Origin of the sequence: Curvivirga sp., assembly GCF_965219885.1 — a bacterium.
GTDB lineage: Bacteria > Pseudomonadota > Alphaproteobacteria > UBA8366 > Aestuariispiraceae > Curvivirga.
Map to the genome: position 1 here is coordinate 2,647,174 of NZ_CBDCOT010000009.1, position 24,263 is coordinate 2,671,436.

Consider the following 24,263-nt stretch of genomic DNA (forward strand, 5'->3'; position numbering starts at 1 on the left):
ATCACAATCATATCGATTGATTATAGATTTTCATATACCACCATTGGAGTAGGAATGATGGACATTCGCCAAACTGATGCGCTTATTGTGATTGATGTGCAAAATGATTTCTGTGCAGGTGGTGCCTTGGCTGTACCAGATGGAGATGCTGTAGTTCGACCCATTTTGGAGCTACAATCAAAATTTAACACAGTCGTTTATACACAAGATTGGCATCCAAGCGATCATTCTTCTTTTGCCAGTCAATATGAAGGCAAAAATCCGTTAGAAACAATCGAGTTACCCTATGGAACGCAGGTTTTATGGCCCGATCATTGTGTCTCAGGTGGCCATGGTGCGGAATTTCATAAAGATTTGGATGTAAATGCGGCACAAATGATCATTCGTAAAGGATTTAGATCAGCAATCGATTCTTATTCTGCATTTTTCGAAAATGACCAAGTTACACCAACAGGATTAGAGGGGTATCTTAAAAGCCGTAATATTGATCGCGTCTTCTTATGTGGGCTGGCTACAGATTTTTGTGTCTATTACTCTGCCATAGACGCAGTTAAATCAGGTTTTCAAGCTGTCCTTATTTCAGACGCATGTAGAGGGATTGATTTAGGTGGATCCCTTTCTGCGGCTCTTGAAGATATGAAAGCAAAAGGTGTGGAAATCAAGTAATTTGTGAGAGGGAAAATCCCTCTCTTAATGAATAGGTGGATAAGATTCTCGCCAAGAGTTCAAAACCTTAACAGCACCTTCGCCGTCCATTTTTTCAAAATAATCCATTGTCTTTTTATATAAAGGATTGCTCGCAAAGATATGTGGATTTGCGTTATTTTTAAGAAGGCAAAGAATATCACTGAAATCTTGATAACTCACGCCACAAGCACGACAGCAAATTGCTAATGAATTTGGACCTTCATCATATAGGATACGGGTTACAAAACTATGTCCTAAACCTGAAAAATCAGCGAATAACTCCTCAAATTTGAAAACATCACCGTCACGAAGTGCTACAACCATTCCACGCGCATTTGCGGTATAATTTGGACTAAAGCGATCCAGGATTTCATCAAGTCCATCATTGAAACTTGTTTCTTCCATCGCATCATTGACAGCTTTTGCAACTGCATCTTCCAGTTCAATGCTCATATCTTCTTCAGAGAAACGTAATTCAAGATGTTCTTTTAAGGCATCTCCGACAAATCCATACATACGTTTTGCCATGTCTTGGTGGAGTTCTTTTCGTTTGATAAGAGCTTCTTGATAATTTTCGACATCTTGGGAATCATCGACAAGCTTATCGATAGTTTCTGTATAAATATTGGCAGAATCATTGTGGAGTAGGGAGGTAATGACCTCTACATTTTGAGTCTCTACCAATGTTTCTGATACATCTTCAGAAATATCGGGGCGGCTACTGACAGCTAACTGATGTTGTTCTGCTTTTTCCAAAATTAATTGGATAAGATCTTGATCCTCAAGGATTTTACTTTTCAAAATAACAGGGCGTGCAACATCAATTACATCATTTGCAAGTGCTAATACGAGTTCTTTTGGAACGTCCTGTTGTTCAGCAAGTGACGCGGCTAAATTTTCACGCACTTGTAATTCAACAGCCTGAAGAAGTTGCGCAACAATGTCGTAAATTAAATCTTTTTCACGTGCAGACATTTCACGTCCGGACGCAAGGCAGATATTGTTAATTGAGGAAATAAGCATATTGCGGCTTTCCGGAGTGTCATCCCGCGCAATATCTACCAATTCTGTTAAAGAACTGATATTCATGAAACTTCCCTTTCAAAGTCCATTCTGGCTTTGTTTATGTCCTGCTTCGATAAGCTAACATCTGGATCCCACAAACCAGTTATGCATTCTGCATAATGTTACCCCTCTGTAATATACATAATAATTCATATTCGCATTTCGTACAAGTTGTGACTGATGTTGCAATTTGCTAAAAGTTAAAGCTATATCATTTTGTTATACGATTTTGGGCTTTTGGATCACGTTAAATGTTTTTGAATCTGTTTGAAGACTTACGCAAGGCAGGGATACCTGTTTCCTTGAAGGAATATCTGATGTTGTTAGAAGCAATGGATAAAAACGTGGCTGATTATAGCGTAAACAATTTTTATTACCTAAGTCGTTCGGCTTTAGTGAAGGATGAAAAACACTTGGATCGTTTTGATCAAGTTTTTGCGCATGTCTTTAAAGGACTTGAAGGTGATGAAGGGCTGAATCCTCAAGAAATCCCAGAAGAATGGCTTAGGAAATTAGCTGAAAAACATTTATCAGAAGAAGATAAAGCCGCGATTGAAGCGCTTGGTGGTTTTGAGAAGTTAATGGACACGTTGAAAAAACGTTTGGAAGAGCAGCAAAAACGCCATCAGGGAGGTAATAAATGGATTGGTACAGCAGGTACATCCCCGTTCGGGGCTTATGGATATAACCCTGAAGGTATTCGTATCGGTCAACATGAGTCACGCCATAGACGTGCAGTGAAAGTTTGGGACAAGCGTGAATTTAAAAACTTGGCGGATGATGTAGAACTTGGAACAAGAAATATCAAAGTCGCATTACGTCGATTACGTCGGTTTGCAAGGCAAGGGGCTGCTACTGAATTAGATTTGGATGATACGATTAGGTCTACAGCTAGTAATGCAGGCATGTTAGATCTAAAAATGGTGCCTGAACGCCACAATTCTGTAAAAGTCCTGCTCTTTTTTGACGTTGGTGGATCTATGGATGATCATATCAAGGTTTGTGAAGAGTTGTTTTCTGCCGCCAGAAGTGAGTTTAAGCATATGGAGTATTTTTATTTCCATAATTGCTTGTATGAGAATGTATGGAAGAATAGTAAAAACCGTTGGCAAGATAAGGTTTCTACTTGGGATGTATTACGTACATATCCAGAAGATTATAAAGTTGTTGTCGTTGGTGATGCGACAATGAGTCCTTATGAGATTGTTTATCCAGGTGGTAGTGTGGAGCACTGGAATGAGGAAGCTGGGCAAGTATGGCTTCAACGTCTTTTGGGACGTTTTCCAAATGCGGTTTGGATTAACCCTCAGCCAGAAAAACATTGGGAGTATCATCAGTCTATTCAGATACTCCGAGATTTAATGGAAGATCGTATGTATCCCCTTACATTAGGGGGATTAGAATCAGCAATGAAAGAGCTAATGTAATGAAAAAGTTAATTATTTGCAGTCTGTTGGTAATTGTTACAGCTTGTGCAAATAGCCCGTCTATAACTGATAATGATAATGTTAAAGCGATACCCAAAGGATATGAAGCTGTGTCTGTATGCCATAGTGGCGAAGCTACAGAAAAGAAAGAAATAGAGCAATTGGCATTGGCTGAATGCCCAGTGGGATCGGGGAATGTACACCCTTGGGATTTTAATTGGTTTATGAATGATTGCCCTCTAACCAAACGCAAGCGTATTACTTTTCTTTGTACGCAATAAACTGGTTTAATAAATAAAAAAGCCCGAAGTTTCCTTCGGGCTTTTTTACTTAATTATCTAATTGATTACCAATTAGCATCCATAGATTTTTTCAAATTCTCATCGATCTTATCTAAGAACTGGTTGGTTGTTAGCCATTCTTGATTTGCACCAACTAATAATGCCAAGTCTTTGGTCATAAAACCTTTTTCAACTGTATCCACGCATACTTTTTCAAGCATTTCAGCAAAACGTTGTACATCAGGTGTGTTATCGAACTTACCACGATATTTCAAACCGCGTGTCCAAGCGAAGATAGACGCGATTGGGTTTGTGGATGTTTCTTTGCCTTCTTGATGCTGACGATAATGACGTGTCACGGTACCATGTGCCGCTTCGGCTTCTACGGTTTTACCATCAGGAGTCATTAGAACAGAAGTCATAAGACCAAGGGAACCAAAACCTTGAGCAACAGTATCAGACTGCACATCACCGTCATAGTTCTTACATGCCCAAACGTAATCACCATGGGATTTCAAGTTAAAGGCAACCATATCGTCAATCAAACGATGCTCATACCACAGGTCTTTGGATTTGAATGTATCTTCAAATTCTGCTTCATACACTTCTTGGAAGAGGTCTTTAAAGCGACCGTCATATGCTTTCAAAATTGTGTTCTTTGTAGATAGGTAAACAGGAACGTTACGTGCCAAACCATAATTCATACAAGCACGTGCGAAACCACGGATGGAGTCATCTAGATTGTACATCGCCATCGCGATACCAGGTCCATCAAAGTTAAAGACTTGGTGACGGATTGTCTCACCTTCTGGATCAGTAGGGGAAAATGTGATGGACAATAGGCCTTCACCCGGTACTTTAAAGTCGGTCGCACGGTATTGGTCACCGAAAGCGTGACGTGCAACAACGATTGGCTTTGTCCAACCAGGAACCAAACGTGGAACATTGCCACAGATGATTGGTTCACGGAAAACGGTACCGCCCAAGATGTTTCGGATTGTACCATTTGGGCTACGCCACATTTGTTTTAAGCCGAATTCTTCTACGCGCGCTTCGTCAGGTGTGATTGTCGCACATTTTACACCTACGCCATGCTCTTTGATTGCATTTGCGGAATCAATTGTAATTTGGTCATCTGTTTCATCACGTTTTTGGATGCCCAAATCATAATATTTAAGGTCAACATCAAGATATGGAAGAATCAATTTGTCTTTAATGAATTCCCAAATGATGCGTGTCATTTCATCGCCATCAAGTTCGACGATCGGATTTTGTACCTTAATCTTAGACATGGTAGGAACCGCTCCTTATTCAAAGTGAGGATTTATATCGTAGAAGAAGAGATGTTAAAAAGCTCTTCAATTTTTCTGCACCATACAGTGACATTCCAAAAGGTGCAAATGCTGCAAAGCAAAAAAACGTAAAAAGTTATGATTTAGCGACAGAAAATTAGGGATTTATACACTCAAGGATGTCGATAAGAAAAAAGCCTTACCGATATGTAGGGTGCGATCGGTAAGGCCTCAGTCTTTATGATCTTTGTCTCAAGGGGGAAGGACAAAGATTCTGATTATATCGTTTAAGCAGCGGCAGCTTGTCTCTTATGGCGCAAACGGTAGGCTGCTGTACCCTTATTCAAAGCAGGTTGATAGAATGTATCAAACTCTTCAATTGCAGCTTTCCATTCCGCTTCTGTTGCACGGTCAGCATCCACTGAATCAACACCGCTACGGACAAGATATAAGTATTGATCACGGATAATGTGGCCAACAGCACGAATTTCACCTGTGAAAGCGAAACGTTCACGTACCAATCGTGCTTGTGAGAAACCTCGACCATCGGCAAAGCTTGGAAAATGAACAGTGACTAATGCAACTTGGTCCAATTTTCCTTCCAAACTATCAACTTCATCATCAACAGTTAGGGCAACGCCAACAATTGAATTGCTGTCTTTAATGGCTTCATAGTTATCATGGAACTCTTGTAAGCTTAACAATGTGTTTGGCTGACCTTCAAAACTTTGACCTTCAGCAAGCGAGTTCCATTCATTTTCAATTTCGGTACCGTTCTTAATGAGTGGCATAGAGGGTCTCCTTGAATGGGGTTACACCCACACGGTTAAAAGTTTGCAGGAATGTTTCATCTTCACCCTGACGGATATCCAAATATGTATTTACGATTGTTTCAACTGCATCAACAATTTCGTCATATGAGAAAGCCGCACCAACGCGAGTTCCAATTGCTGCATTTTCATCAGCGCTACCACCCAAAGTGATTTGATAGTTCTCAACACCTTTACGATCCACACCTAAGATGCCGATATGTCCGACATGGTGATGACCACATGCATTGATACATCCAGAAATCTTTAATTTTAGATCACCAATATTATGTTGCTGTTGAATGTCCTCAAAACGCTTTGAAATCAATTGTGCAACTGGAATTGCACGGGCATTCGCTAAGGCACAATAATCTAAGCCCGGGCAAGCAATCATATCCGAAATCAAGCCAATATTACCTGTTGCAAGATCTGCTTGTGCCAGGTTTTTCCATAGCACATAGAGGTCTTCGGTTTTGACATGTGGTAATACAAGGTTTTGTTCGTGAGTAGCACGAATTTCACCAAAGCCATATTTCTCAGAAAGATCTGCAACAACATCCATTTGATCTGCTGTAATATCACCTGGTGCTTCGCCGATATTCTTCAAAGAAATATCAACAATTGCATAACCAGCTTTACGATGACCTTTCACATTGCGAGATACCCATTGAGCAAATTCACGATCTTCGAATTTATGAACTTCGTAACTACGATCATCCAAGTTGGCCTCTGGTAGGGCAGGCCCTTGGAAATAATCTGTGATACGATCAATTTCTTCCTGTGGCATTTCTAATGCGGAATCTTTGATTTGCGCCCATTCTTGCTCAACGCGATCACGAATCTCATCAATGCCACGTTCATGTACCAAGATTTTGATACGTGCTTTATATTTATTGTCGCGACGCCCATAAAGGTTATACACACGCAATGTTGCTTCCAAATAGGATAGCAAATCTTTCTCAGCAACAAATTCACGTAATGGTTTCGTAATCATTGGTGTACGGCCTTGACCACCACCAACAAGAACTTCAAATCCCAATTCGCCAGCTTCATTGCGCTTAGCAAGTAACCCAATATCATGGAACTTAATGGCAGCACGATCATGTGCAGAAGCAGTTACCGCGATCTTGAACTTACGAGGCAGGAATGTGAATTCAGGATGAAGGCTAGACCATTGACGAATAATTTCGCAATAAATCCGTGGATCAACAGCTTCACCTGCAATAGCACCTGCATATGGGTCAGATGTCGTATTACGAATACAGTTACCACTTGTTTGAATTGCATGCATTTCAACTGATGCCAATTCATCAAGAATCTCTGGCACATCTTTCAAGTTTGGCCAGTTATATTGAATGTTTTGACGTGTTGTGAAGTGGCCATACCCTTTATCATAGTGACGAGCAATATGCGCTAATTTACGCATTTGGTTTGCATCAAAACTACCATAAGGAATAGCAACACGTAGCATATAGGCATGTAGTTGCAGATATAGACCATTCATCAAACGCAATGGTTTGAATTCATCTTCTGTTAATTCGCCTGCAAGGCGACGTTCTACCTGATCACGAAACTGGCTTACGCGCTGCGTAACAAACCGGCTATCGAATTCGTCATAACGATACATTTTATTATCTTTCCTATAAATCGCTTAATAGGTGGCAATATTTTCAGCAATAGCAGGGATTTCTGCTTGTTTGCCAAATTGCGGATGGATTGTCGGGCCTTTGGCACGAATACGTTCTTTTACATGTGTCGGGATTGCAAAATCACCTTCTAAGGACACAGGCACTGTATGTGGATCAACAACTTTGTTATTAGCCAAAGCTGATTGACCTTCTTCTGTGATTGCAGCGAGTTCCTCTTCACTTTTTGCAATGCGGGCATCGGCAATATTACCGCTCCATTCATTATCAGCGGTAAGATAAACAACGCCACCTTCAATCAAGTGGTTAGCTGTTAAGATATGCGCAGACATTTTATTAATACTCCTGATTACACAGCCGCTTTTGAAGCAGCAGAAGATTCTTTGTTATTTGTAATAAATTTGTTGAAATCTGTTTTTGCAAAGCGTGTTACTTCGCCGATGACCAATAGGGCAGGACTTTGAACATTATTTGCCAAAATCATTGCTTCTAGCCCAGCAAGAGAGCCTTTGATCACGCGTTGGTTTGGGCGAGTTGCATTTTCAATAATTGCTGCAGGCATATCTGCGGGTAATCCCGCTTGCATTAATTTACCCGAAATGCGACCAGCATTATCAATACCCATATAGAAAACCAGGGTCTGGCGACTGGATGCTAAATGATCCCAATCTGGTTCTTCTCCACCGTCTTTCACATGACCAGTAATAAAGCTGACGCTGCTGGCAAAATCACGATGGGTTAGCGGAATATTTGCCGCGGCTGCTGCACCTGTAGCAGCTGTAATACCTGGCACAATCTCAACTGAGATTCCTTTATCTTCAAGATAAGCCATTTCTTCACCACCACGCCCAAAAATAAAGGGATCACCGCCCTTGAGGCGCACAACGGTTTGTCCTTTTTGTGCTGCACTTGCTATAACACGGTTAATCAAGGATTGATGAACAGTATGTTTACCCTTTTCCTTACCTACATAAAGACGTTCAGCATCACGACGGGCCAAATCAAGAATGCGATCATCAACCAAACGATCGGTCACAATAAGGTCTGCATTTTGTAATGCACGAAACGCACGCATGGTTAAAAGATCGGGATCACCTGGGCCTGCACCGACAAGTAACACACGGCCTTCGCCAATTTTACCATTAGATGCGTCATTAACGGCTGTCATTAGCTTTTCTTGTGCATCGTCTTCATTGCCTGCAAGGAAGTTGCTTGCTGCTTCACCATCAAAATAACGCTCCCAAAAAGCGCGGCGTTGACGTTCCGTTGGAAACAATGCTTTGACTGCGCCACGAAACTTTTCAGATAGATCTGCAAGGCGACCAATATTGGTAGGTAATAAAGTCTCTATTTGAGCACGAATACGACGTGCAAGGACAGGGGCTGTACCACCACTGGAAACAGCAACCATAACCGGACTGCGATCAATAATAGCAGGAAATATAAAATCAGATAGTTCTGGACGATCTACCACATTTACAGGGACATTTGACTCGCGTGCTTTTTCTGAAACTTCACGATCTAGCTCATCAATACCTGTTGCAGAAACAACAAATGCATATTCGCTGGAAATGACATGTGGGGTTTCACCTTTAAGCCATTCGATTTTGCCGGATTCTGCTTTTTCCTGTAACTCGCAACACATTTCCACCGCCATTACATGAATGCGTGCAGATGCTTTTTCTAGCAGACGTACTTTACGCGCTGCCAGCTCATCTCCACCAATTACTAACGCTGGACGCGCCTTCATGGTCATGAAAAGTGGAAAATAGCTCACGGTTTTATCCTCTAGTGAATTAGTAATGTGGATTTTATATAATAACAAAAAATAAAAGTACAATAAAATAAAACAACATAATTTTATGTGTAATATAGTGCGAGTAATAAAAAAGCCAAGGAAAACCTCGGCTTTTTGCTATTTGTTCTGTTTGGGAAAAAATTAATTGAATAAACTATCAATCGCATTTTGGTCCATAACAGTTTTTTCCGCATCTTCTTCTTCAACAATTTGTTGTGTTTCCATCTCTTCATGCACAACGCCGTTGATGATTGCACTAGCCCGTTCTGTGAGTTGTTGGACATTTCTTGTAAAACTCACGGCTTCATGGCGAATGATTTCTGGATCACCTTGAGAAATAATATCTTCAAGATGGGGAAGGCCGCTCAAAATGGCGTCATTTACCGCATCAACGGTTTTGTCAAACGGATCTTTAAATTCAATTGGTGCATGCTCATATGCCGCAATCGCAAGATCTTTATGGGTAAATACGCTATCTGCAAAATGCTCAGCATAAGTTTTTGGATGCCAAAGCTTCACTTCTTCCATCATATCAGGCATATCCGCGACCATTTCTAACAGCATAACTAGTTCATTAAAATGATTTAGATAATCAGTCGACAATAGGGATGTATTGTTGATTGTGGTACCTTCAACCAGTTTACGATAAGTTTTTGTATGTGTTGGTTGTTCAGACATTTACCTTAATTTTTCCGATCGAGTTATATTTTTTTATGATTCAAATGTTTAAACTGATTGTTAAAGCATGATTTATTAGCAAATAAAAATCAAGTCCATTTAGAGGCAATTTCGCCAGATGGGGTTGGCGCAGTTTCAAGTTGTTCAATAACTTCGTCTACAGTAGTTGCGACTGTAAACAGGGACCGGTTCTCTTCACGGGCAAATTTTTCAGAAATTTGATGATCGATTAAGGTAATAAGAGCATCCCAGAAACCATTAACATTAAAAATTACAATTGGCTTATCGTGGAGACCAAGTTGTTTCCATGTCACCATTTCGAAGAACTCTTCTAATGTACCAAGACCGCCTGGTAAAACGACAAAAGATTCTGCTTTTTCCGCCATCAGGTTTTTACGTTCATGCATGTTTTCTGTAATGATCAGCTCAGTAAGATGTTGGTGACCAACCTCATAGTCATCAAGGAATTTTGGGATGATACCTGTCACTTCGCCGCCATTATCCATGACAGCATCAGCAACGATCCCCATGATACCAACACTTCCACCACCATAAATAAGACGAGATTTATGTTCAGCTAGTTTTTGGCCTAATTGTTGACCTGCATTTTTATATACATCAGAGACATTGTTACTTGCACCGCAATAAACACAAACTGATTTTAAAGCTGACATTTAATAGATTCCTTTTGAGTATTGTTCTTAGAAAATTCGCTGATGCGCCGGATATAAGCAAGACTTAATTAAGGGAGAATTTTATTAGCTCCCAATCAAGGTGCTGATGCCGACAACAGAGAGAAGTATAAGTGTGATGTTTTTGAATATCTTAGGTGTTGCAAGGTGAAACAATTTACCACCTAAAATGACACCAAAGACAAAAAACGGAATGAAGAAAATGCTGATTGTTAAATAAGACCATTCAAACACGCCTGCGGATATAAATGTTGTCATGGCAATAATGGTGGTAAAAACAAAGTATAAAGTGATACTTGCACGCAAAGATTGCGGATTACTACCACTGGACATCAAGTATAAAATTACTGGCGGTCCTGCCATGCCAATGCTGCCGCTACAGAGGCCACTAATGAAGCCTGCTATCATCTTGGTACCAAAGGTTTTATTCCCTTTTAACTGCCAACCTTTATAAATTAATATGACAAATAGAAGAACAAAAACAGCCATTACTTTTTTGATTAAGCTTGCATCAATCGAAAGGAGTAAGGTGGCCCCCAAAGGAATACCAATTAATGCCGCTATTGCGAGGGGAATGACTGTTTTTTTATCGCTATGACGCATAGCAAAAGGAATCATCTGTAAACTTCCCAAACCATCGATGATTATTACACAAATAACGGCAGTTATTGGTGAATAAAAAAGTGCCAAACTTGGGACCATAATTAAGGCAGAACCAAAACCAGAGAAACCACGCACCATGCCCGCAATAATGATGATTAAAGCAGATGCCCAAAAAGCAAAATCAAATTCAGGAAGGATGAAAAAAGTATCCATATACTAGCCTGCTACAAAAACATGAAAGAATCGGTTGGAAGATCAATGAAGAAAATCAAAGAGTAATAAATCACAAGAACGAACTATTTACTTTTTTTGCTTCAACTGCAAGAAAACTCTGTATAGGTTTTTAAGTATTTGTTTTATAATAATAAAAAAATATTTTTTATTTATGTGATTTTAGTCAAGAGCGGAAAATGACAATCAATATCATTTGCTTCCCCACAGTGAAGTAGCTAAACTTTTAGAAATTAATACTTAAATTAGTTTTTAAATTTCATAACAAGCTTTCTGGGGTGATGCTTTGAGCCGTACAGTAATGATAGGAATTGCAGGTGTAGTGCTTATTTTAGCAGCACTTGGTCTGAATGTTTGGTTTAACGCAGAGGTTCCTGATAATCCCTCCGTAGCCGAAGCACCAGTTGTTGAAACTCCAAAAGCCAAACCACCTGAGGAAATTTCCAAAACCACTGATTTAAATCCAGGTGAAATTCCAGTACTTGATTTTGATGTCGTTCGGATTTCTAAAGAAGGCGATACAGTTATCGCAGGACGTGCGCCGGCCGGTGCGACTGTTATTATAATGGATGGCGAAATTGAGTTGGGCCGCGTTGTTGCTGATGAGGCTGGTGAGTGGGTGTTTCTTCCTGAAAAACCTTTAGAGCCAGGTAATAGAGAATTGTCTTTGCGCGCTGAAATGTCTAACGGTACCGCAGCAGAGTCCTCTAACATGGTTATTTTATCGGTGCCGGAGCGTGGCGTTGAAACTGAGAAACCTTTAGCGGTTTTAGTGCCTAAGGATGGTGGCGCTTCCAAAATTTTGCAAAAACCTGTTGAAGAGGGAGGGGTTGCTGCAAAAGCGGGAGGCCTAATCCTAGATAGTATTGATTATGATGAGCTTGGTAATGTGACTATTGCCGGACGTGGTGTTGCTGGCGCGCAAATTCGTGCTTATCTAGACAATGAGGTTTTGGCAAATACGGATGTCACGGAAAATACTTTTTGGTCTTTAAAACCTGAAAAGAAAATAGAACCAGGTGTTTATACCCTCCGTTTGGATCAACTAATTGGAAATAAAGTTGTAAGCCGTTTGGAGATTCCTTTTAATCGTGCTGAGCCTATTACAGATTTAACGGCTGGTAACTTTATAATTGTGCAGCCTGGTAATAGTTTATGGCGTATTGCACGACGTACATTAGGTAGCGGATTTAGCTATACTGAAATTTATGAAGCTAATGCCGAACAGATTCGTGATCCTGATTTGATTTATCCTGGTCAAGTGTTTCAAATTCCTTCATCAGGAAATTAAAACTAAGATTCCAGCGTTATTATTAAGTTCTTTTTGGTATAGAATAGCTAATTTATATCTATGAAGTCTTGGATAACTTAGTAAAAAGCTTATATTGAACTTGTTTATTGCGGTATTGATCCTGTAAAAGAACGTAAAGAATTTGAAAGACTTGAAACTAAATTCAAGTCTCCTTGATCTTGCTGAAGAGAACTTTTGGAGAGTTAGTAATATGGACGCGCTTAAAGCGGTGATTGTTCCCATTAATCGGGAAGGTTGGCCTTTCATTACCTTATTTGCTGTAGTTAGCATTGTTTTAGGTTTGCTTTGGCAACCTCTGTTTTGGGTTGGCTTGGTTTTAACTCTTTGGTGTACTTATTTCTTCCGAGATCCTGATCGTGTAACACCAACACGTTCTGGATTGGTGATTAGTCCAGCTGATGGTGTTGTAAACCGTATTGTTGATATTCCTCCGCCACCAGAATTGGAAATGGGTGATAAACCGTTAACTTGCATCAGTGTTTTCATGAATGTATTTAATGTCCATGTGAACCGTGCCCCTGTTGATGGTGTGATCAAGAAGCTTCATTATCATCCGGGTAAATTCTTAAGCGCAGATCTTGATAAGGCAGCCGAAGAAAACGAACGTATGTCTTATCTGATGGAAACACCACGCGAAAAGGAAGTTGCATTCGTACAAATTGCAGGCCTCGTTGCACGCCGCATTATTTGTGAAGCGGAACTAGGGGATGAGTTAAAAGCAGGAGAACGCTTTGGTCTGATCCGTTTTGGTAGTCGTGTTGATATTTATCTTCCTAAAGGGACAACACCGCTTGTATGCAAAGGTCAGTTGACTGTAGCTGGTGAAACGGTTCTTGCAGATCTTGGCAGTGGTCAACGAGGTAAAGAGGGCCCACGTGTGGGTGAGGTAAGATAATGATCGGCAAAAAGAAGCGTAGTCGCCGTCAAAGTCCGCGTCTTTCCGGCTTAACGATTAATAAAATTATCCCTAATGCTATCACTGTTTCAGCAACGGTTGCGGGGTTAAGTGGTATTCGTTTTGCGTTGGAAGGGCGATGGGAGTTTGCCGCGGGTGCAATTTTGATTGCGGCTATTCTTGATACGTTAGACGGCCGAATGGCACGATTGTTAAATGCATCCAGTGATTTTGGTGCAGAGTTAGATTCACTATCTGATTTCGTATCCTTCGGTGTTGCGCCGGGAATGATCATGTATTTTTGGTCATTAGGTGACTTGGGAGGAATTGGATGGGCCTGTGCTTTATTCTTCTCGATTTGCATGGGGCTTCGCCTTGCGCGTTTTAATAGTGTGTTGGGTACACAACCTCCATATGCTTATAATTATTTCCAAGGTGTACCTGCACCGGCGGCGGCTGGTTTATGTATGTTGCCATTGGTTCTTACTTTAGTTGATCCATCTCTGCGTGATTTCTTTGTTGCAGAAATGGTGGCGCCGTGGATTATCTTTGTGGCTTTGTTAGCGGTTAGCAGTTTGCCGACATTCTCATTTAAGAAAATGAAAATCCCTAGTTCCATGGTGTTGCCTGGTCTTGCGCTTGTTGGATTAGCGATTGCGATGCTTGTCGGTCGTCCATGGGTGACAATGTCTATTGTCTTGATTGCATATTTGGTGACGATTCCGTTTTCTGTTCAACGTTTTGCGAAGTTAAAGGCGGAGGCTGAAAGTCTTCATCAAGATGGAGATGAGACCTCTAGTGAAAATGAAGAGGGGGATACCCCATCTAATAAGTCTTAAAAGGTGGATGGCTTATGTTTGATGCGTTACTGCGCCCGATTATTGATAAGCCTTTGAATTCAACTGCCAGACAAATTGTAAAAACCAACCTATCTGCGAATGCAATTACATGGGGTGGTTTTTTTATTGGCTTAGGCGCCGCGCTTTCTATTGCGCAGGGAAGTTTTTTATTTGGTCTTATACTTATTGCGACAAATAGAATATTTGATGGTTTAGATGGTGCGGTAGCTAGATTAAGAGGGCCTACAGATTTTGGTGGCTATCTAGATATCGTCTTGGACTTTCTTTTTTATAGTTCAATCCCGTTTGCTTTTGTGGTTTATGATCAGAGTATTAATGGATTTGCTGGCGCATTTCTTATTTTCTCGTTCATGGGCACCGGTAGTAGTTTTTTGGCATATGCGATTATGGCAGAAAAACATAAGGTCACCACAGATATCCGTGGTCGAAAAAGCTTTTACTATCTTGGTGGATTAACGGAAGGCACAGAAACAATCGCAGCGTTTTTTGTTTTTTGCTTATGGCCTGAGCAATTCTATTGGCTAGCCTTATTGTTTGGTACCTTATGTTGGGTGACAACAAGTATCCGAATTTTAGCAGCGAAGAATAGTTTTAGTTGATCTAAAAAAGAAAAGCCCTGCCATAAAGCAGGGCCCGTTTCTTTTGCAGTATCAAATAATTAATTTGATTAAGCAGCGTTCTCACCAGAGGCAGAAACACGACGGTATGCAATTGCGCAATGCTCTGTGCAGTAAGGACGACCTGGCTCTGCGTTCTCTCCGCAGAAATGGAAGTCATCACTACCAGGATGGCCAATAGGCCATTGGCAGCTGCGTTCTTTTACATGATTAAGAGGATTAGGTGCAGGCGGTGGCGCCTTCACGGTTTTCTTAATCGGAGATGGGCGAGAGGAAAGACCCATACGGTGCGCTTTACCAATCACGGCATTACGTGTAACACCACCCAGCTGTTCTGCAATTTGACGTGCGGAATACCCTTTTTGCCATAGGCCTTTGAGTGTTTCCACGCGATCTTCTGTCCATTCGGTAGCCATTTTTTAACCCCTGTCATACTGACCTGACTGTACCCCGTTACTTCCTGTTGGAAGTGTCTAATCAAGTGAATTGACATTAAATCTATTACAAGTGTTATTGAATGCAGATACACTAGATATAGGGATTGTGCCTGAAATTGGGATCACATCAATATATTGTGTCTTTCTGAATTCTGCTCACAATATACGTGATTAATTGACTTTTTCAAGCGATTTTTGATTCGATTTTGAATCGCAGAAAACTGCGGATTCCTACTAGGTGTAGTAGGTTTTTACCTGTGGATAGAATGAATTTGGTGAAAAATAGGATTCCGAGTCGCAATACAGAAAATATAGGTTTCTTCTGTGGATAAGATTTTTGATTCGGAGGAAGTCTTAAACAAGCTTAAGAGGATCTTTTAACAGGTTGAGAATAGTAGATAATTCACGACTTCTTTTAATTATTCGATGTTGTGTGTTCAGTGAAAATTCCCAATGCTTGTTATTCTTACGTTTGCTGATCTGGAAGATAGGGGTTTCGTAACTATGTCTAAATATAGAAAAACATGCTTTATCGCTATTACAATCGATCGCATAATCTTTCCATTCTCCCTTGGCGACATGTTCGGAATAAGTGGCAAGAATTTTACGAAATTCTTCTTGGGTGAAGAATATCTGCTTAGGGCCGCGTTTAGATTGTCCGGAAAAGGTGCGTTTGGTTTCAGAAAACTTTTTGGACAGATCAATTAAGTTGCTCATGAATGTTACGTTGCTCCTAAACGACAAAAGCGATTACTGTTGATGTAATCGCTTTCAAGTTTAACGTATGATTGGTTCAAAACCAAATAAGATTTTAAAACCTTATTGAACTGGTGTTTGGCCATTTCCATATGGGTCTGGTCTTGTGTAGCAGTTTACTGTCCCAAGTGTGTTGTAGCAATAAAGAGGCTGCTCCACTACTTTCCCGTAATCTGCAGAGCGGCATAATGGACCACCATCGTCTAATTGGCGGATATAAGAACAATCTTCACCTGTGTAGGCTTCGGCAATGTAATCAGTTGGCAATTTATCATCCATCACAACGCCTGAAGTGGTTGCCAGAAACACCATAGCAGGTTCTACACCAGTGCATGCGCTAAGGCCTAAAGAAAGAATGACTGTGGATGCCTTAAGAATAGTATGTTTTGCTTTCTGCATTATTTTATTCCTATTTAAATTACCAAGCGGCAACAATTGCCACATACGCTAAGAGTTAATATGTGTTAATGCAATTAGCGGGCCAAATATTGTTGGTATGTTGGTTTCCAATTGGAATATTTTTTTGATAAACATGTGAAACCGTCAAAAAGAAGAGTAACAAGTCTTGACCTTTATGCTGTGTCGGGCGATGTAAGTATCTTCCAAAAATTGTCGTACTTTACTATATTGTGCGCCGATGACATGCTTCTTGGCTGTAAATTGCCTTTATGCTCTATAACGTTGAATGATAAAACCAAAGGAATTGATATCGTGTCCGATATTTTTGATGAAGTAGAAGAAGACTTGCGCAAGGATAAAGCGGAAGAGCTTTGGAAAAAATATGGTAATTACGTTATTGCGTTAGCCGTGTTAATTGTGGTTGCAACAGCGGGATATAAAGGTTGGCAAGCGTATGATGCGAGTGTTAATGAAGACTTAGCTAATCGATTTGATCAAGCTGTCCAGATGGGACGCGCTGAAAACTATGTTCAAGCAGATAGTGCGTTAGCTCAGTTGGCACAAGATGGTAATGCCAGCTACGCTGCTTTGTCACGTTTACAGCAAGCCGCACTTAAATCTAAGTCCGGTGATATAGAAGGTGCTATTGTTATTTATGATGCGTTAGCTTCGGATAATGCTGTAGAAGATTTATATCGGGATTTGGCTGTAGTCATGTCTGTGATGCATCAAGTGGATACGGGGGATGCGTCTCAATTAATAGAAAAAATAGAACCTCAAACAACAGATATAAAACCTTGGCGCTTTACCGCACGTGAGTTAGCAGCGGTTTTGGCGATGAAGAAAGGCGACAAAACACTTGCTGCTGATTATTTATCACGAATCACAGATGATGCTGATGCACCTCAATCTGCCCGTCTTCGCGCAGGTGAGTTGTTAAAGGTTGTTGAAGGTTAATACAGAGCTAGATGGCGGTATAAGGTCAAAGATTCATGAGTTTGATTACAAAAACTGGAAAAGCTACGAGACTTATTGTGGCATTATCTGCAATGGCAGCGTTATCCGCTTGTGAAAGTTGGATTGGTGAAGATGAAGCGCCGCCGTTACCTGGGGAACGGTTATCTGTTTTACTTATTGATTCTGATCTGGAACCAGATCCTCGTTTGGCTGATTTGACTGTTAAACTACCTAAACCATATAAGAATCGTGATTGGCCTCAACTGGGTGGATATTCTGATCATGCAATGCACCATCTTGAAGTCGGTGGTATTGAGGAAGCGTGGTCAAGAGATTTTGGTGATGGTGGTGATGACGAAGCGCGTTTGTTATCAACGCCTGTAATTGTGAATGGTGTGGTATATGTAGTCGATATCGATTACATGGTGAGTGCGTTTGATGCCGAGACTGGTAAACGTCTCTGGGAAGTTGATGTTGAAATTCCTGAAGAGGATGAAGAGGCTTTCGGTGGCGGTTTGGCTTATTCTCGTGGACGTTTATTTCTGACCACAGGGTTTGCATCCTTGATTTCATTAGATGCAAAAGATGGAACCGAATATTGGCGTATTGATTTATCCGGACCTGCCAGATCAGCACCTGCGGTGAATGAAGATGCTGTTATAGCGATAAGTATTGATAACCAAACTTTGGCGGTTGATCCTGCAACAGGTGAAAAGAAATGGTCCCATGCTGGTTTCTCTGAAGTAGCTGGTATGATTGGGGGCGCTAGTGCCGCAATTTATAAAGATGTCGCGTTGATACCATATACGTCAGGCGAAGTCTTTGCGATTCGGGTATCAAATGGCCGATCTTTATGGAGTGATAGTTTAACATCACTACGACGTTCTGATGCTCTTTCTTCTTTATCGGATGTACGTGGTGCGCCGGTTATCGATAGAGGTGTCGGATATGCCGTAAGCCAATCAGGACGCATGGTTGCTTTAGATATGCGTAGCGGTGGACGTATTTGGGATCGCCGTGTTGGTGGTATCAATACGCCATGGATTGCTGGCGACTATTTGTTTGTTTTGGCAAATGAAGGCCATTTGGTTGCGATGACCCGCCGTGGTGGTCGCGTTTTATGGTTACAGAGCCTTCCGATTTGGGAGGATGAAGAAGATTTAGAAGATCCAATTAACTGGGTCGGCCCTGTTTTGGCTGGAGATCGTTTGATCTTGGCTAATAACTTGGGCGAAGTATATACAATTTCACCATATTCTGGTGAATTTCTTGGTAAAATTAAGGTAAGTGGTCCTGTTCGGGTGCCGCCTGTTGTTGCTGACGGGGCGGTATATATTCAAACTGAAGATGGTGTGCTCCACGCTTATCGATAGATGAAACAGTTACAGTTATTGCTGTAATTTTAAGTCAGGAATGTGAAATGAACTAGCCCGGTAAACTATCCCGGGCTATAGTTCGTTGAGACCTGAAAAGGAAAGAAAAAATGAGTTTCACAGTTGCCATTGTTGGACGACCAAATGTTGGGAAATCCACTTTGTTTAACAGACTAGTGGGAAAGAAGCTGGCGATTGTAGATGATCAGCCAGGGGTAACCCGTGACCGTCGTGAAGGCGATGCAAAATTAATCGATCTACGTTTTCGTGTTATTGATACTGCAGGTCTGGAAGAGGCATTTGACAATAGTCTAGAAGGCCGTATGCGTCGCCAGACTGAGCAAGCTTTAGGCGAAGCAGATGTTGCTTTACTTTTAGTAGATGCCAGAGCTGGTCTCGTACCTTTAGATGAACATTTTGCAGGGTTCTTACGGAAACATTCCACACCTGTTATCCTTGTTGCAAATAAATGTGAGGGAAAAGCTGGTCAGCCAGGCCTAATGGAATCCTATGGCCTAGGTTTAGGTGAGCCTGTTCCATTTTCTGCCGAACATGGCGAAGGTGTCTCTGATCTTTATGAGGCACTCTTACCTTATGCGGAAGCACATGGTGAGGAATATACGCCGATTGAAGCAGAATTAATTGAAGCGGCGTCTTCAATTTCCTTAACCGATGAAGAAGGTAAGGATATTGAAGAAGAAATAGTACTTGATGATCCTGAAAAGCCCATCCAATTGGCAATCGTAGGTCGTCCGAATGTTGGTAAATCTACTTTAGTAAATCGTTTGCTGGGAGAAGATCGGCTATTAACAGGGCCTGAAGCCGGTATTACCCGTGATTCAATTGCAATCGATTGGGAATGGAAAGGGCGACCGATTAAGTTGATTGATACTGCGGGGTTGCGTCGCCGAGGTCGTATAACGGATAAAGTGGAGAAACTCTCCGCAGCTGATACGCGTCGCGCTATTCGTTTTGCTCAGGTCGTTGCATTGGTATTAGATGCTGATGATATGCTTGAAAAACAAGACCTTACCATCGCTCGTCAAGTGGTTGAAGAAGGTCGCGCTTTGATCATTGTCGCTAATAAATGGGATGCGGTAAAGGATAAGCAAGAAGCGTTGGATAAACTTATGGATCGCGTACAATTCTCCATGCCTCAAGTACGCGGTATTCCGATTGTAACGGTTTCAGCGAAAGAAGGGCGTAATTTGCCAAAGATGTTGAAGGCAGTCTTTGATATTTATGAAACATGGAATAGGCGTGTTCCTACGTCGCGTTTAAATGAATGGTTGTTTGATATGACTGAACGTCATCCGCCTCCATTATCTAAAGGACGCCGTATTAAATTGCGCTATATGACGCAGGCTAAAACACGTCCACCGACCTTTGCAGCCTTTGTTTCCATCCCGGAAGATCTGCCAGATTCATATACCCGCTATCTGATTAATGGATTAAGAGAGGATTTTGATCTTCCTGGCGTCCCACTTCGTTTTTATACACGTAAGGGTAAGAACCCTTATGCTCCAAAATAAAGAGGTTATCTCCATGAAGTTGACTGGTTTTAAGAAGGTTTGCGCGATCGCTTTTGCAACTATCCTTGCAGCGTGTAGCGCGACAGGTGGTGCGGGAAACGCATATGATGGTGTGTGGAGCGGACTTATTACACTTAATATTGGCGATGAAACTTGTATGCGTCGTGAAAACTTTATTGTGAAGATTGAACACGGATACATGACTGGCAAGACACGTACAATCAAATATAAAACCAAGATTACAGGTGGTATTGATGAAAACGGTGACGTTGAATACGGAGAATTTGATCTTGGTACTGTCGCCCGTGACGCGGTCATGACCGGGAAATTCGAAGGTAAAGAAGCTGCCGGGGAGTGGCAAAGTAAACGTTGTAAAGGTAAATGGACCTTACGTCGCATACAATAAATTAAAGGCACTCAATTGAGTGCCTTTTTTGTTACCAACCAAACTTATCTTTTATCGCATACCACCAGATAATTGGAGGCACGAACCAAGGGGTGCCATTATATAAAGGGCGAGTTTCGAAATCGGATTTAGAGAAAGTTGTGTTGCTTTTAGATGAATCTAATAACATCAGAGCCGTCTTAGTACCGACCCAAGGTGCCCAAACAACACCTGAACCACAATATCCGCCTGCATAAACGATATCTTTTTGTTGTTTGATATGGGGCATATGGTCAAAAGTGTAACCTGTATATCCAGACCATGTATGGCTAATTTTAACACCATCAATTTCCGGGAAAATATCAATCAATTGCTTATAGAGATGCCGGCCAGATCGAACCGGGTCATCACGGTCGGCCCCGGATCGTCCACCAAAAATGATCCCTTTACCATTAGGGGCCGGACGAAAATAGTTATATAAATTTAATGTCGTTCCATGCATACGACGCTTAGGAAAGAGTTTATCAATGACATCTTCTGCCATTTCTTCTGTTGCAATGATTTGGCTCCGAATGGGAATTATTCTCTTTGCCATCCAGTTCATTGGACTGAGATTACTATACCCATTGGTCCCTACAATTACTTTTGATGCTTTGATATCTCCATAAGATGTTTTTACTATACATCCAGAAGTGTTTTGAATGACCTCATTTACCTTGATTTGACTATGAAGAGAGACTTTTGCTTCTTGTACGCGATTTAACAAACCTCTGTGGAATTTCGCTGGATGAAGGCCGCCGATGTCTTCTCGAACAGCGCCACCGAAATACAGATCGGACCCTATTTCATCATGCTGATCTTGCTTGGAGACCATATAGGATCCAAGGTTGATTTTTTCGTTTAGATAGTCGCTTTCTTTCGCCAGTTTATCATAGTGGCTTGGATGGTTTGCACCGGAAAAACGGCCAACCATCTTGAAGTCGCACTCTATGTTTTCTTCCTCAATTAGATTAGCAAGAAACTTGCGGGCTAAAACACCTTCTTCATAAATTTCTTTGGCAAAATCCATCCCGTAGATATTTACTAGAGTTTCTAAGCTTGGTTTCAAGTTACCACTGCAAATCCCACCATTTCTGGAGCTGGCACCTTCGCCAAAACGTTGAGCTTCAAGTATGGTTACTTGTTTCCCCGCACGTGCGAGTGTGAGGGCTGCTGATAAACCTGTGAATCCACCGCCAACGATAACAAATTCACTTTCCGTTGGAAGGTTTTTACCGTTTGGATTTATGTCGGAAAGGGGGGCTTCTTCCCACCAGTAAGGTGTTGTTTTGAAATTGGAAGAAGCCTGCATCTCTTTATTCCTTTACGGTGGCGTTAAATATTTCACCGGTGACTTCTAAATCTGTAGAAGCCAATTTGACGAAGATATCCGTTATTTCAGATGGCTTTGGTAGATCGTCCGGTTTTATACCCGGATATGCTTTTGCTTGCATAGCTGTCCATACACGACCCGGGTGAATAATATTAGCTTTGATATTGGATTTGGACATTTCCTTGGCATAGGCCATAACCATGGCCTCTAAGCCTGCTTTTGAAGCTGTATAAAGTGCCCAGAATGGATTTTGTTCCTCAACTGCAGCTGACGACACAAAGATCGCGCGTCCTGCATCACTTTGCTGAAGAAGCGGGCCCAAAGAACGTATCAAACGATAGTTAGCTGTCAGATTGATAGAGATAACGCGATCCCAAACTTTTGGTGAAATATGCCCAACAGGTGTCAATTCACCCAACATGCCTGCATTTCCAACCAGGATATCAAGTTTACCAAAACGTTCATATAGAGACGCACCAAGCGCATCGATGCGGTCATGATCACTTAAGTCCATTTGGGCAATTGTGCATTGACCGCCAGTGGCCTTGATTTCATCGTCTAATTCTTCCAGGCCACCCAAGGTACGAGCTAAGGCGATAACATGTGCGCCTTCGCTTGCCAAACGTTTGGACACTTCATAACCAATACCGCGGCTTGCACCAGTAACAAGCGCAAGACGACCTTCAAGAGAGTTTGAACTCATCGTCTTTGTTCTCTTAAATTGGTGAGTTGTTGACCTGTACCTTTGTTTTCTTTGTCCACCAAAGCGATAGGATAGTCGCCGGAGAAACAAGCATCACAATATTGTGGAGCGTCATTATTACGACCATCTTCACCCATCGCACGATACATACCGTCCATTGTGACGAAAGCAAGGCTATCTGCACCAATCAATTCGCGCATCTGTTCAATTGTATTGGAAGATGCAAGCAAGCTTTTACGTTCTGGTGTATCAACACCATAGAAGCATGAATGGGAAGTTGGCGGGGAAGAAATGCGCATATGAACTTCTTTTGCACCAGCGTCTCTTACCATTTCAACAATCTTACGTGATGTTGTACCGCGTACGATGGAATCATCGACCAAGACAACGCGTTTGCCTTCGATATGCCCACGATTGGCGTTATGTTTTAATTTAACACCTAAATGGCGGATTTCATCTGTAGGCTCAATAAAGGTACGACCGATGTAATGGTTGCGGATGATACCTAATTCAAAAGGAATACCGGATTCCTCTGCATATCCAAGTGCGGATGGCACGCCACTGTCTGGGATTGGAATTACCACATCGGCTTCCACCGGGAATTCCATCGCTAATTCTTTACCAATATGTTTACGTGCGTCATATACAGAACGACCTTCAATGATGCTGTCTGGACGAGAGAAATAAACATATTCAAAAATACAGAAGCGACTGTCTGTTTTGTCTAACGGGAATTCAGATGTTAGACCGCTTTCATCCACAGTGATCATTTCACCGGGTTCAACTTCACGAATAAATTCAGCGCCGATAATATCCAAAGCTACGGTTTCAGATGCAAACATATAGGCATCGCCCAGTTTACCTAACACCAATGGGCGAACACCGCGTGGGTCACGCACACCAATTAATTTTTTTCGTGTTAGCAATACAACTGAATAGGCACCTTCTATTAAACGAAGCGCTGTGATCAAACGATCTCTTACTTTACCTTTGCTGGTCGCAATCAGGTGAATAAGAACTTCAGTATCTGTTGTAGACTGGAAGATAGAACCTGTTTGAACCAGTTCGTTTCTCAACGAGATCGCATTGGTCAAGTTACCATTATGTGCAAGTGCTAAGCCACCAAATGCAAAGTCTGCATAGACGGGCTGAACATTTCGTAAATTCGGTTCACCCGTTGTGGAATAACGGGTATGGCCAATTGCGGCTTTCCCTTCAAGGCGTTCCATAACACGATGGTCACCAAAAACATCGCCCACCTGTCCTAGGGCACGGTGGGCGTTAAATTCATCTCCATTGTTACATACAATGCCGCAGGCTTCTTGGCCGCGATGTTGTTGTGCATGAAGGCCAAGCGCAGTATGGGCAGCCGCATCTTTGGTGCCCCAAATGCCGAATACGGCACATTCTTCTTTTAGCTTGTCATCGTCGAAAGGGTTGGTTGTCAGCATTGGTG

The 24,263-nt window shown here is 41.6% G+C and carries 26 protein-coding genes; 11 read left to right on the plus strand and 15 right to left on the minus strand.

Annotated elements, in window-relative coordinates; all coding sequences use genetic code 11:
• Nucleotides 1–54 precede the first annotated feature (54 nt).
• Nucleotides 55–666 (plus strand): bifunctional nicotinamidase/pyrazinamidase, encoded by a 612-nt coding sequence (pncA, locus tag ACOQOA_RS17955; RefSeq protein ID WP_420549969.1) that lies wholly within the window; start codon nt 55–57, stop codon nt 664–666.
• A 24-nt stretch (nt 667–690) separates the two neighbouring features.
• On the opposite strand, the gene ACOQOA_RS17960 is transcribed toward pncA, so the two are convergent.
• Nucleotides 691–1,776, minus strand: coding sequence for a DUF2336 domain-containing protein (locus ACOQOA_RS17960; protein ID WP_420549970.1), 1,086 nt, complete (start codon nt 1,774–1,776; stop codon nt 691–693).
• A 227-nt stretch (nt 1,777–2,003) separates the two neighbouring features.
• On the opposite strand from ACOQOA_RS17960, the gene ACOQOA_RS17965 reads away from it, so the two are divergent.
• On the plus strand, nt 2,004–3,179 hold the full coding sequence (locus ACOQOA_RS17965) for a vWA domain-containing protein (protein WP_420549971.1): 1,176 nt from the start codon (nt 2,004–2,006) through the stop codon (nt 3,177–3,179).
• Nucleotides 3,179–3,460, plus strand: coding sequence for a hypothetical protein (locus ACOQOA_RS17970; RefSeq protein ID WP_420549972.1), 282 nt, complete (start codon nt 3,179–3,181; stop codon nt 3,458–3,460). The genes ACOQOA_RS17965 and ACOQOA_RS17970 overlap by 1 nt, the downstream gene beginning before the upstream one ends.
• Before the next feature lie 65 nt (nt 3,461–3,525).
• On the opposite strand, the gene ACOQOA_RS17975 is transcribed toward ACOQOA_RS17970, so the two are convergent.
• The 8 genes from ACOQOA_RS17975 to ACOQOA_RS18010 form a co-directional block, all read right to left on the minus strand.
• Nucleotides 3,526–4,752 (minus strand): NADP-dependent isocitrate dehydrogenase, encoded by a 1,227-nt coding sequence (locus ACOQOA_RS17975; RefSeq protein WP_420549973.1) that lies wholly within the window; start codon nt 4,750–4,752, stop codon nt 3,526–3,528.
• Nucleotides 4,753–5,039: 287 nt separating this feature from the next.
• Nucleotides 5,040–5,543 (minus strand): DUF934 domain-containing protein, encoded by a 504-nt coding sequence (locus ACOQOA_RS17980; RefSeq protein ID WP_420549974.1) that lies wholly within the window; start codon nt 5,541–5,543, stop codon nt 5,040–5,042.
• Nucleotides 5,530–7,188 carry a nitrite/sulfite reductase gene (locus tag ACOQOA_RS17985; RefSeq protein ID WP_420549975.1) on the minus strand — a complete coding sequence of 553 codons (1,659 nt, stop codon included), beginning with the start codon at nt 7,186–7,188 and terminating at the stop codon, nt 5,530–5,532. The genes ACOQOA_RS17980 and ACOQOA_RS17985 overlap by 14 nt, the downstream gene beginning before the upstream one ends.
• Nucleotides 7,189–7,212: 24 nt before the next feature.
• A complete protein-coding gene (locus tag ACOQOA_RS17990) occupies nt 7,213–7,539 on the minus strand; it encodes a DUF2849 domain-containing protein (RefSeq protein ID WP_420549976.1) in 327 nt (108 codons plus the stop codon).
• A 17-nt stretch (nt 7,540–7,556) separates the two neighbouring features.
• Nucleotides 7,557–8,984 (minus strand): siroheme synthase CysG, encoded by a 1,428-nt coding sequence (gene cysG, locus ACOQOA_RS17995; protein WP_420549977.1) that lies wholly within the window; start codon nt 8,982–8,984, stop codon nt 7,557–7,559.
• Nucleotides 8,985–9,146: 162 nt separating this feature from the next.
• Entirely contained in the window at nt 9,147–9,683 is a 537-nt protein-coding gene (locus ACOQOA_RS18000) for a hypothetical protein (RefSeq protein ID WP_420549978.1), read from the minus strand.
• An 89-nt stretch (nt 9,684–9,772) separates the two neighbouring features.
• Nucleotides 9,773–10,357 carry a TIGR00730 family Rossman fold protein gene (locus ACOQOA_RS18005; RefSeq protein ID WP_420549979.1) on the minus strand — a complete coding sequence of 195 codons (585 nt, stop codon included), beginning with the start codon at nt 10,355–10,357 and terminating at the stop codon, nt 9,773–9,775.
• A gap of 84 nt (nt 10,358–10,441) precedes the next feature.
• Entirely contained in the window at nt 10,442–11,191 is a 750-nt protein-coding gene (locus ACOQOA_RS18010; protein WP_420549980.1) for a sulfite exporter TauE/SafE family protein, read from the minus strand.
• A 304-nt stretch (nt 11,192–11,495) separates the two neighbouring features.
• Here ACOQOA_RS18010 and ACOQOA_RS18015 point away from each other — a divergent pair, with 304 nt between their 5' ends.
• From ACOQOA_RS18015 to ACOQOA_RS18030, 4 genes are all read left to right on the plus strand, one after another.
• A complete protein-coding gene (locus tag ACOQOA_RS18015; protein WP_420549981.1) occupies nt 11,496–12,500 on the plus strand; it encodes a LysM peptidoglycan-binding domain-containing protein in 1,005 nt (334 codons plus the stop codon).
• A gap of 211 nt (nt 12,501–12,711) precedes the next feature.
• Nucleotides 12,712–13,416 carry a phosphatidylserine decarboxylase gene (locus tag ACOQOA_RS18020; RefSeq protein WP_155154916.1) on the plus strand — a complete coding sequence of 235 codons (705 nt, stop codon included), beginning with the start codon at nt 12,712–12,714 and terminating at the stop codon, nt 13,414–13,416.
• The gene (locus ACOQOA_RS18025; protein WP_420549982.1) at nt 13,416–14,255 is read left to right on the plus strand and encodes a CDP-alcohol phosphatidyltransferase family protein; all 840 of its coding nucleotides are present in this window, start codon (nt 13,416–13,418) and stop codon (nt 14,253–14,255) included. Before ACOQOA_RS18020 ends, ACOQOA_RS18025 begins: the two co-directional genes overlap by 1 nt.
• Before the next feature lie 14 nt (nt 14,256–14,269).
• On the plus strand, nt 14,270–14,875 hold the full coding sequence (locus ACOQOA_RS18030) for a CDP-alcohol phosphatidyltransferase family protein (RefSeq protein WP_420549983.1): 606 nt from the start codon (nt 14,270–14,272) through the stop codon (nt 14,873–14,875).
• A gap of 68 nt (nt 14,876–14,943) precedes the next feature.
• Here ACOQOA_RS18030 and ACOQOA_RS18035 read toward each other — a convergent pair whose 3' ends face one another.
• From ACOQOA_RS18035 to ACOQOA_RS18045, 3 genes are all read right to left on the minus strand, one after another.
• A complete protein-coding gene (locus tag ACOQOA_RS18035; protein ID WP_155154919.1) occupies nt 14,944–15,309 on the minus strand; it encodes a GcrA family cell cycle regulator in 366 nt (121 codons plus the stop codon).
• A 375-nt stretch (nt 15,310–15,684) separates the two neighbouring features.
• Nucleotides 15,685–16,047, minus strand: coding sequence for a DUF2794 domain-containing protein (locus ACOQOA_RS18040; RefSeq protein WP_420549984.1), 363 nt, complete (start codon nt 16,045–16,047; stop codon nt 15,685–15,687).
• 102 nt (nt 16,048–16,149) lie between these two features.
• Nucleotides 16,150–16,485 (minus strand): hypothetical protein, encoded by a 336-nt coding sequence (locus tag ACOQOA_RS18045; protein WP_420549985.1) that lies wholly within the window; start codon nt 16,483–16,485, stop codon nt 16,150–16,152.
• Between the two features lie 312 nt (nt 16,486–16,797).
• Between ACOQOA_RS18045 and ACOQOA_RS18050 the strand changes: the two genes are divergently transcribed.
• The 4 genes from ACOQOA_RS18050 (at nt 16,798) to ACOQOA_RS18065 (ending at nt 20,753) form a co-directional block, all read left to right on the plus strand.
• Nucleotides 16,798–17,442 (plus strand): tetratricopeptide repeat protein, encoded by a 645-nt coding sequence (locus ACOQOA_RS18050; RefSeq protein ID WP_420549986.1) that lies wholly within the window; start codon nt 16,798–16,800, stop codon nt 17,440–17,442.
• 35 nt (nt 17,443–17,477) lie between these two features.
• Nucleotides 17,478–18,815 carry a PQQ-binding-like beta-propeller repeat protein gene (locus tag ACOQOA_RS18055; RefSeq protein ID WP_420549987.1) on the plus strand — a complete coding sequence of 446 codons (1,338 nt, stop codon included), beginning with the start codon at nt 17,478–17,480 and terminating at the stop codon, nt 18,813–18,815.
• Nucleotides 18,816–18,925: 110 nt separating this feature from the next.
• Nucleotides 18,926–20,347 carry a ribosome biogenesis GTPase Der gene (der, locus tag ACOQOA_RS18060; RefSeq protein WP_420549988.1) on the plus strand — a complete coding sequence of 474 codons (1,422 nt, stop codon included), beginning with the start codon at nt 18,926–18,928 and terminating at the stop codon, nt 20,345–20,347.
• On the plus strand, nt 20,334–20,753 hold the full coding sequence (locus tag ACOQOA_RS18065) for a hypothetical protein (protein WP_420549989.1): 420 nt from the start codon (nt 20,334–20,336) through the stop codon (nt 20,751–20,753). The genes der and ACOQOA_RS18065 overlap by 14 nt, the downstream gene beginning before the upstream one ends.
• 31 nt (nt 20,754–20,784) lie before the next feature.
• Here the strand turns inward: ACOQOA_RS18065 and ACOQOA_RS18070 are convergent, their stop codons facing one another.
• The 3 genes from ACOQOA_RS18070 to purF are packed head-to-tail and all read right to left on the minus strand — an operon-like array spanning nt 20,785 to nt 24,258.
• Nucleotides 20,785–22,083 (minus strand): NAD(P)/FAD-dependent oxidoreductase, encoded by a 1,299-nt coding sequence (locus ACOQOA_RS18070; protein WP_420549990.1) that lies wholly within the window; start codon nt 22,081–22,083, stop codon nt 20,785–20,787.
• 4 nt (nt 22,084–22,087) lie between these two features.
• Nucleotides 22,088–22,807 (minus strand): SDR family NAD(P)-dependent oxidoreductase, encoded by a 720-nt coding sequence (locus tag ACOQOA_RS18075; RefSeq protein WP_420549991.1) that lies wholly within the window; start codon nt 22,805–22,807, stop codon nt 22,088–22,090.
• Nucleotides 22,804–24,258 (minus strand): amidophosphoribosyltransferase, encoded by a 1,455-nt coding sequence (purF, locus tag ACOQOA_RS18080; protein WP_420549992.1) that lies wholly within the window; start codon nt 24,256–24,258, stop codon nt 22,804–22,806. Before purF ends, ACOQOA_RS18075 begins: the two co-directional genes overlap by 4 nt.
• Nucleotides 24,259–24,263: the final 5 nt, after the last annotated feature.

What these genes read in the sequence shown, in the direction of transcription:
- pncA (WP_420549969.1), top strand. Translation starts at nt 55, where the DNA reads ATGATGGACATTCGCCAAACTGATGCGCTTATTGTGATTGATGTGCAA.
- ACOQOA_RS17960 (WP_420549970.1), bottom strand. Translation starts at nt 1,776, where the DNA reads ATGAATATCAGTTCTTTAACAGAATTGGTAGATATTGCGCGGGATGAC.
- ACOQOA_RS17965 (WP_420549971.1), top strand. Translation starts at nt 2,004, where the DNA reads ATGTTTTTGAATCTGTTTGAAGACTTACGCAAGGCAGGGATACCTGTT.
- ACOQOA_RS17970 (WP_420549972.1), top strand. Translation starts at nt 3,179, where the DNA reads ATGAAAAAGTTAATTATTTGCAGTCTGTTGGTAATTGTTACAGCTTGT.
- ACOQOA_RS17975 (WP_420549973.1), bottom strand. Translation starts at nt 4,752, where the DNA reads ATGTCTAAGATTAAGGTACAAAATCCGATCGTCGAACTTGATGGCGAT.
- ACOQOA_RS17980 (WP_420549974.1), bottom strand. Translation starts at nt 5,543, where the DNA reads ATGCCACTCATTAAGAACGGTACCGAAATTGAAAATGAATGGAACTCG.
- ACOQOA_RS17985 (WP_420549975.1), bottom strand. Translation starts at nt 7,188, where the DNA reads ATGTATCGTTATGACGAATTCGATAGCCGGTTTGTTACGCAGCGCGTA.
- ACOQOA_RS17990 (WP_420549976.1), bottom strand. Translation starts at nt 7,539, where the DNA reads ATGTCTGCGCATATCTTAACAGCTAACCACTTGATTGAAGGTGGCGTT.
- ACOQOA_RS18000 (WP_420549978.1), bottom strand. Translation starts at nt 9,683, where the DNA reads ATGTCTGAACAACCAACACATACAAAAACTTATCGTAAACTGGTTGAA.
- ACOQOA_RS18005 (WP_420549979.1), bottom strand. Translation starts at nt 10,357, where the DNA reads ATGTCAGCTTTAAAATCAGTTTGTGTTTATTGCGGTGCAAGTAACAAT.
- ACOQOA_RS18010 (WP_420549980.1), bottom strand. Translation starts at nt 11,191, where the DNA reads ATGGATACTTTTTTCATCCTTCCTGAATTTGATTTTGCTTTTTGGGCA.
- ACOQOA_RS18020 (WP_155154916.1), top strand. Translation starts at nt 12,712, where the DNA reads ATGGACGCGCTTAAAGCGGTGATTGTTCCCATTAATCGGGAAGGTTGG.
- ACOQOA_RS18025 (WP_420549982.1), top strand. Translation starts at nt 13,416, where the DNA reads ATGATCGGCAAAAAGAAGCGTAGTCGCCGTCAAAGTCCGCGTCTTTCC.
- ACOQOA_RS18030 (WP_420549983.1), top strand. Translation starts at nt 14,270, where the DNA reads ATGTTTGATGCGTTACTGCGCCCGATTATTGATAAGCCTTTGAATTCA.
- ACOQOA_RS18035 (WP_155154919.1), bottom strand. Translation starts at nt 15,309, where the DNA reads ATGGCTACCGAATGGACAGAAGATCGCGTGGAAACACTCAAAGGCCTA.
- ACOQOA_RS18040 (WP_420549984.1), bottom strand. Translation starts at nt 16,047, where the DNA reads ATGAGCAACTTAATTGATCTGTCCAAAAAGTTTTCTGAAACCAAACGC.
- ACOQOA_RS18045 (WP_420549985.1), bottom strand. Translation starts at nt 16,485, where the DNA reads ATGCAGAAAGCAAAACATACTATTCTTAAGGCATCCACAGTCATTCTT.
- ACOQOA_RS18055 (WP_420549987.1), top strand. Translation starts at nt 17,478, where the DNA reads ATGAGTTTGATTACAAAAACTGGAAAAGCTACGAGACTTATTGTGGCA.
- der (WP_420549988.1), top strand. Translation starts at nt 18,926, where the DNA reads ATGAGTTTCACAGTTGCCATTGTTGGACGACCAAATGTTGGGAAATCC.
- ACOQOA_RS18065 (WP_420549989.1), top strand. Translation starts at nt 20,334, where the DNA reads ATGCTCCAAAATAAAGAGGTTATCTCCATGAAGTTGACTGGTTTTAAG.
- ACOQOA_RS18070 (WP_420549990.1), bottom strand. Translation starts at nt 22,083, where the DNA reads ATGCAGGCTTCTTCCAATTTCAAAACAACACCTTACTGGTGGGAAGAA.
- ACOQOA_RS18075 (WP_420549991.1), bottom strand. Translation starts at nt 22,807, where the DNA reads ATGAGTTCAAACTCTCTTGAAGGTCGTCTTGCGCTTGTTACTGGTGCA.
- purF (WP_420549992.1), bottom strand. Translation starts at nt 24,258, where the DNA reads ATGCTGACAACCAACCCTTTCGACGATGACAAGCTAAAAGAAGAATGT.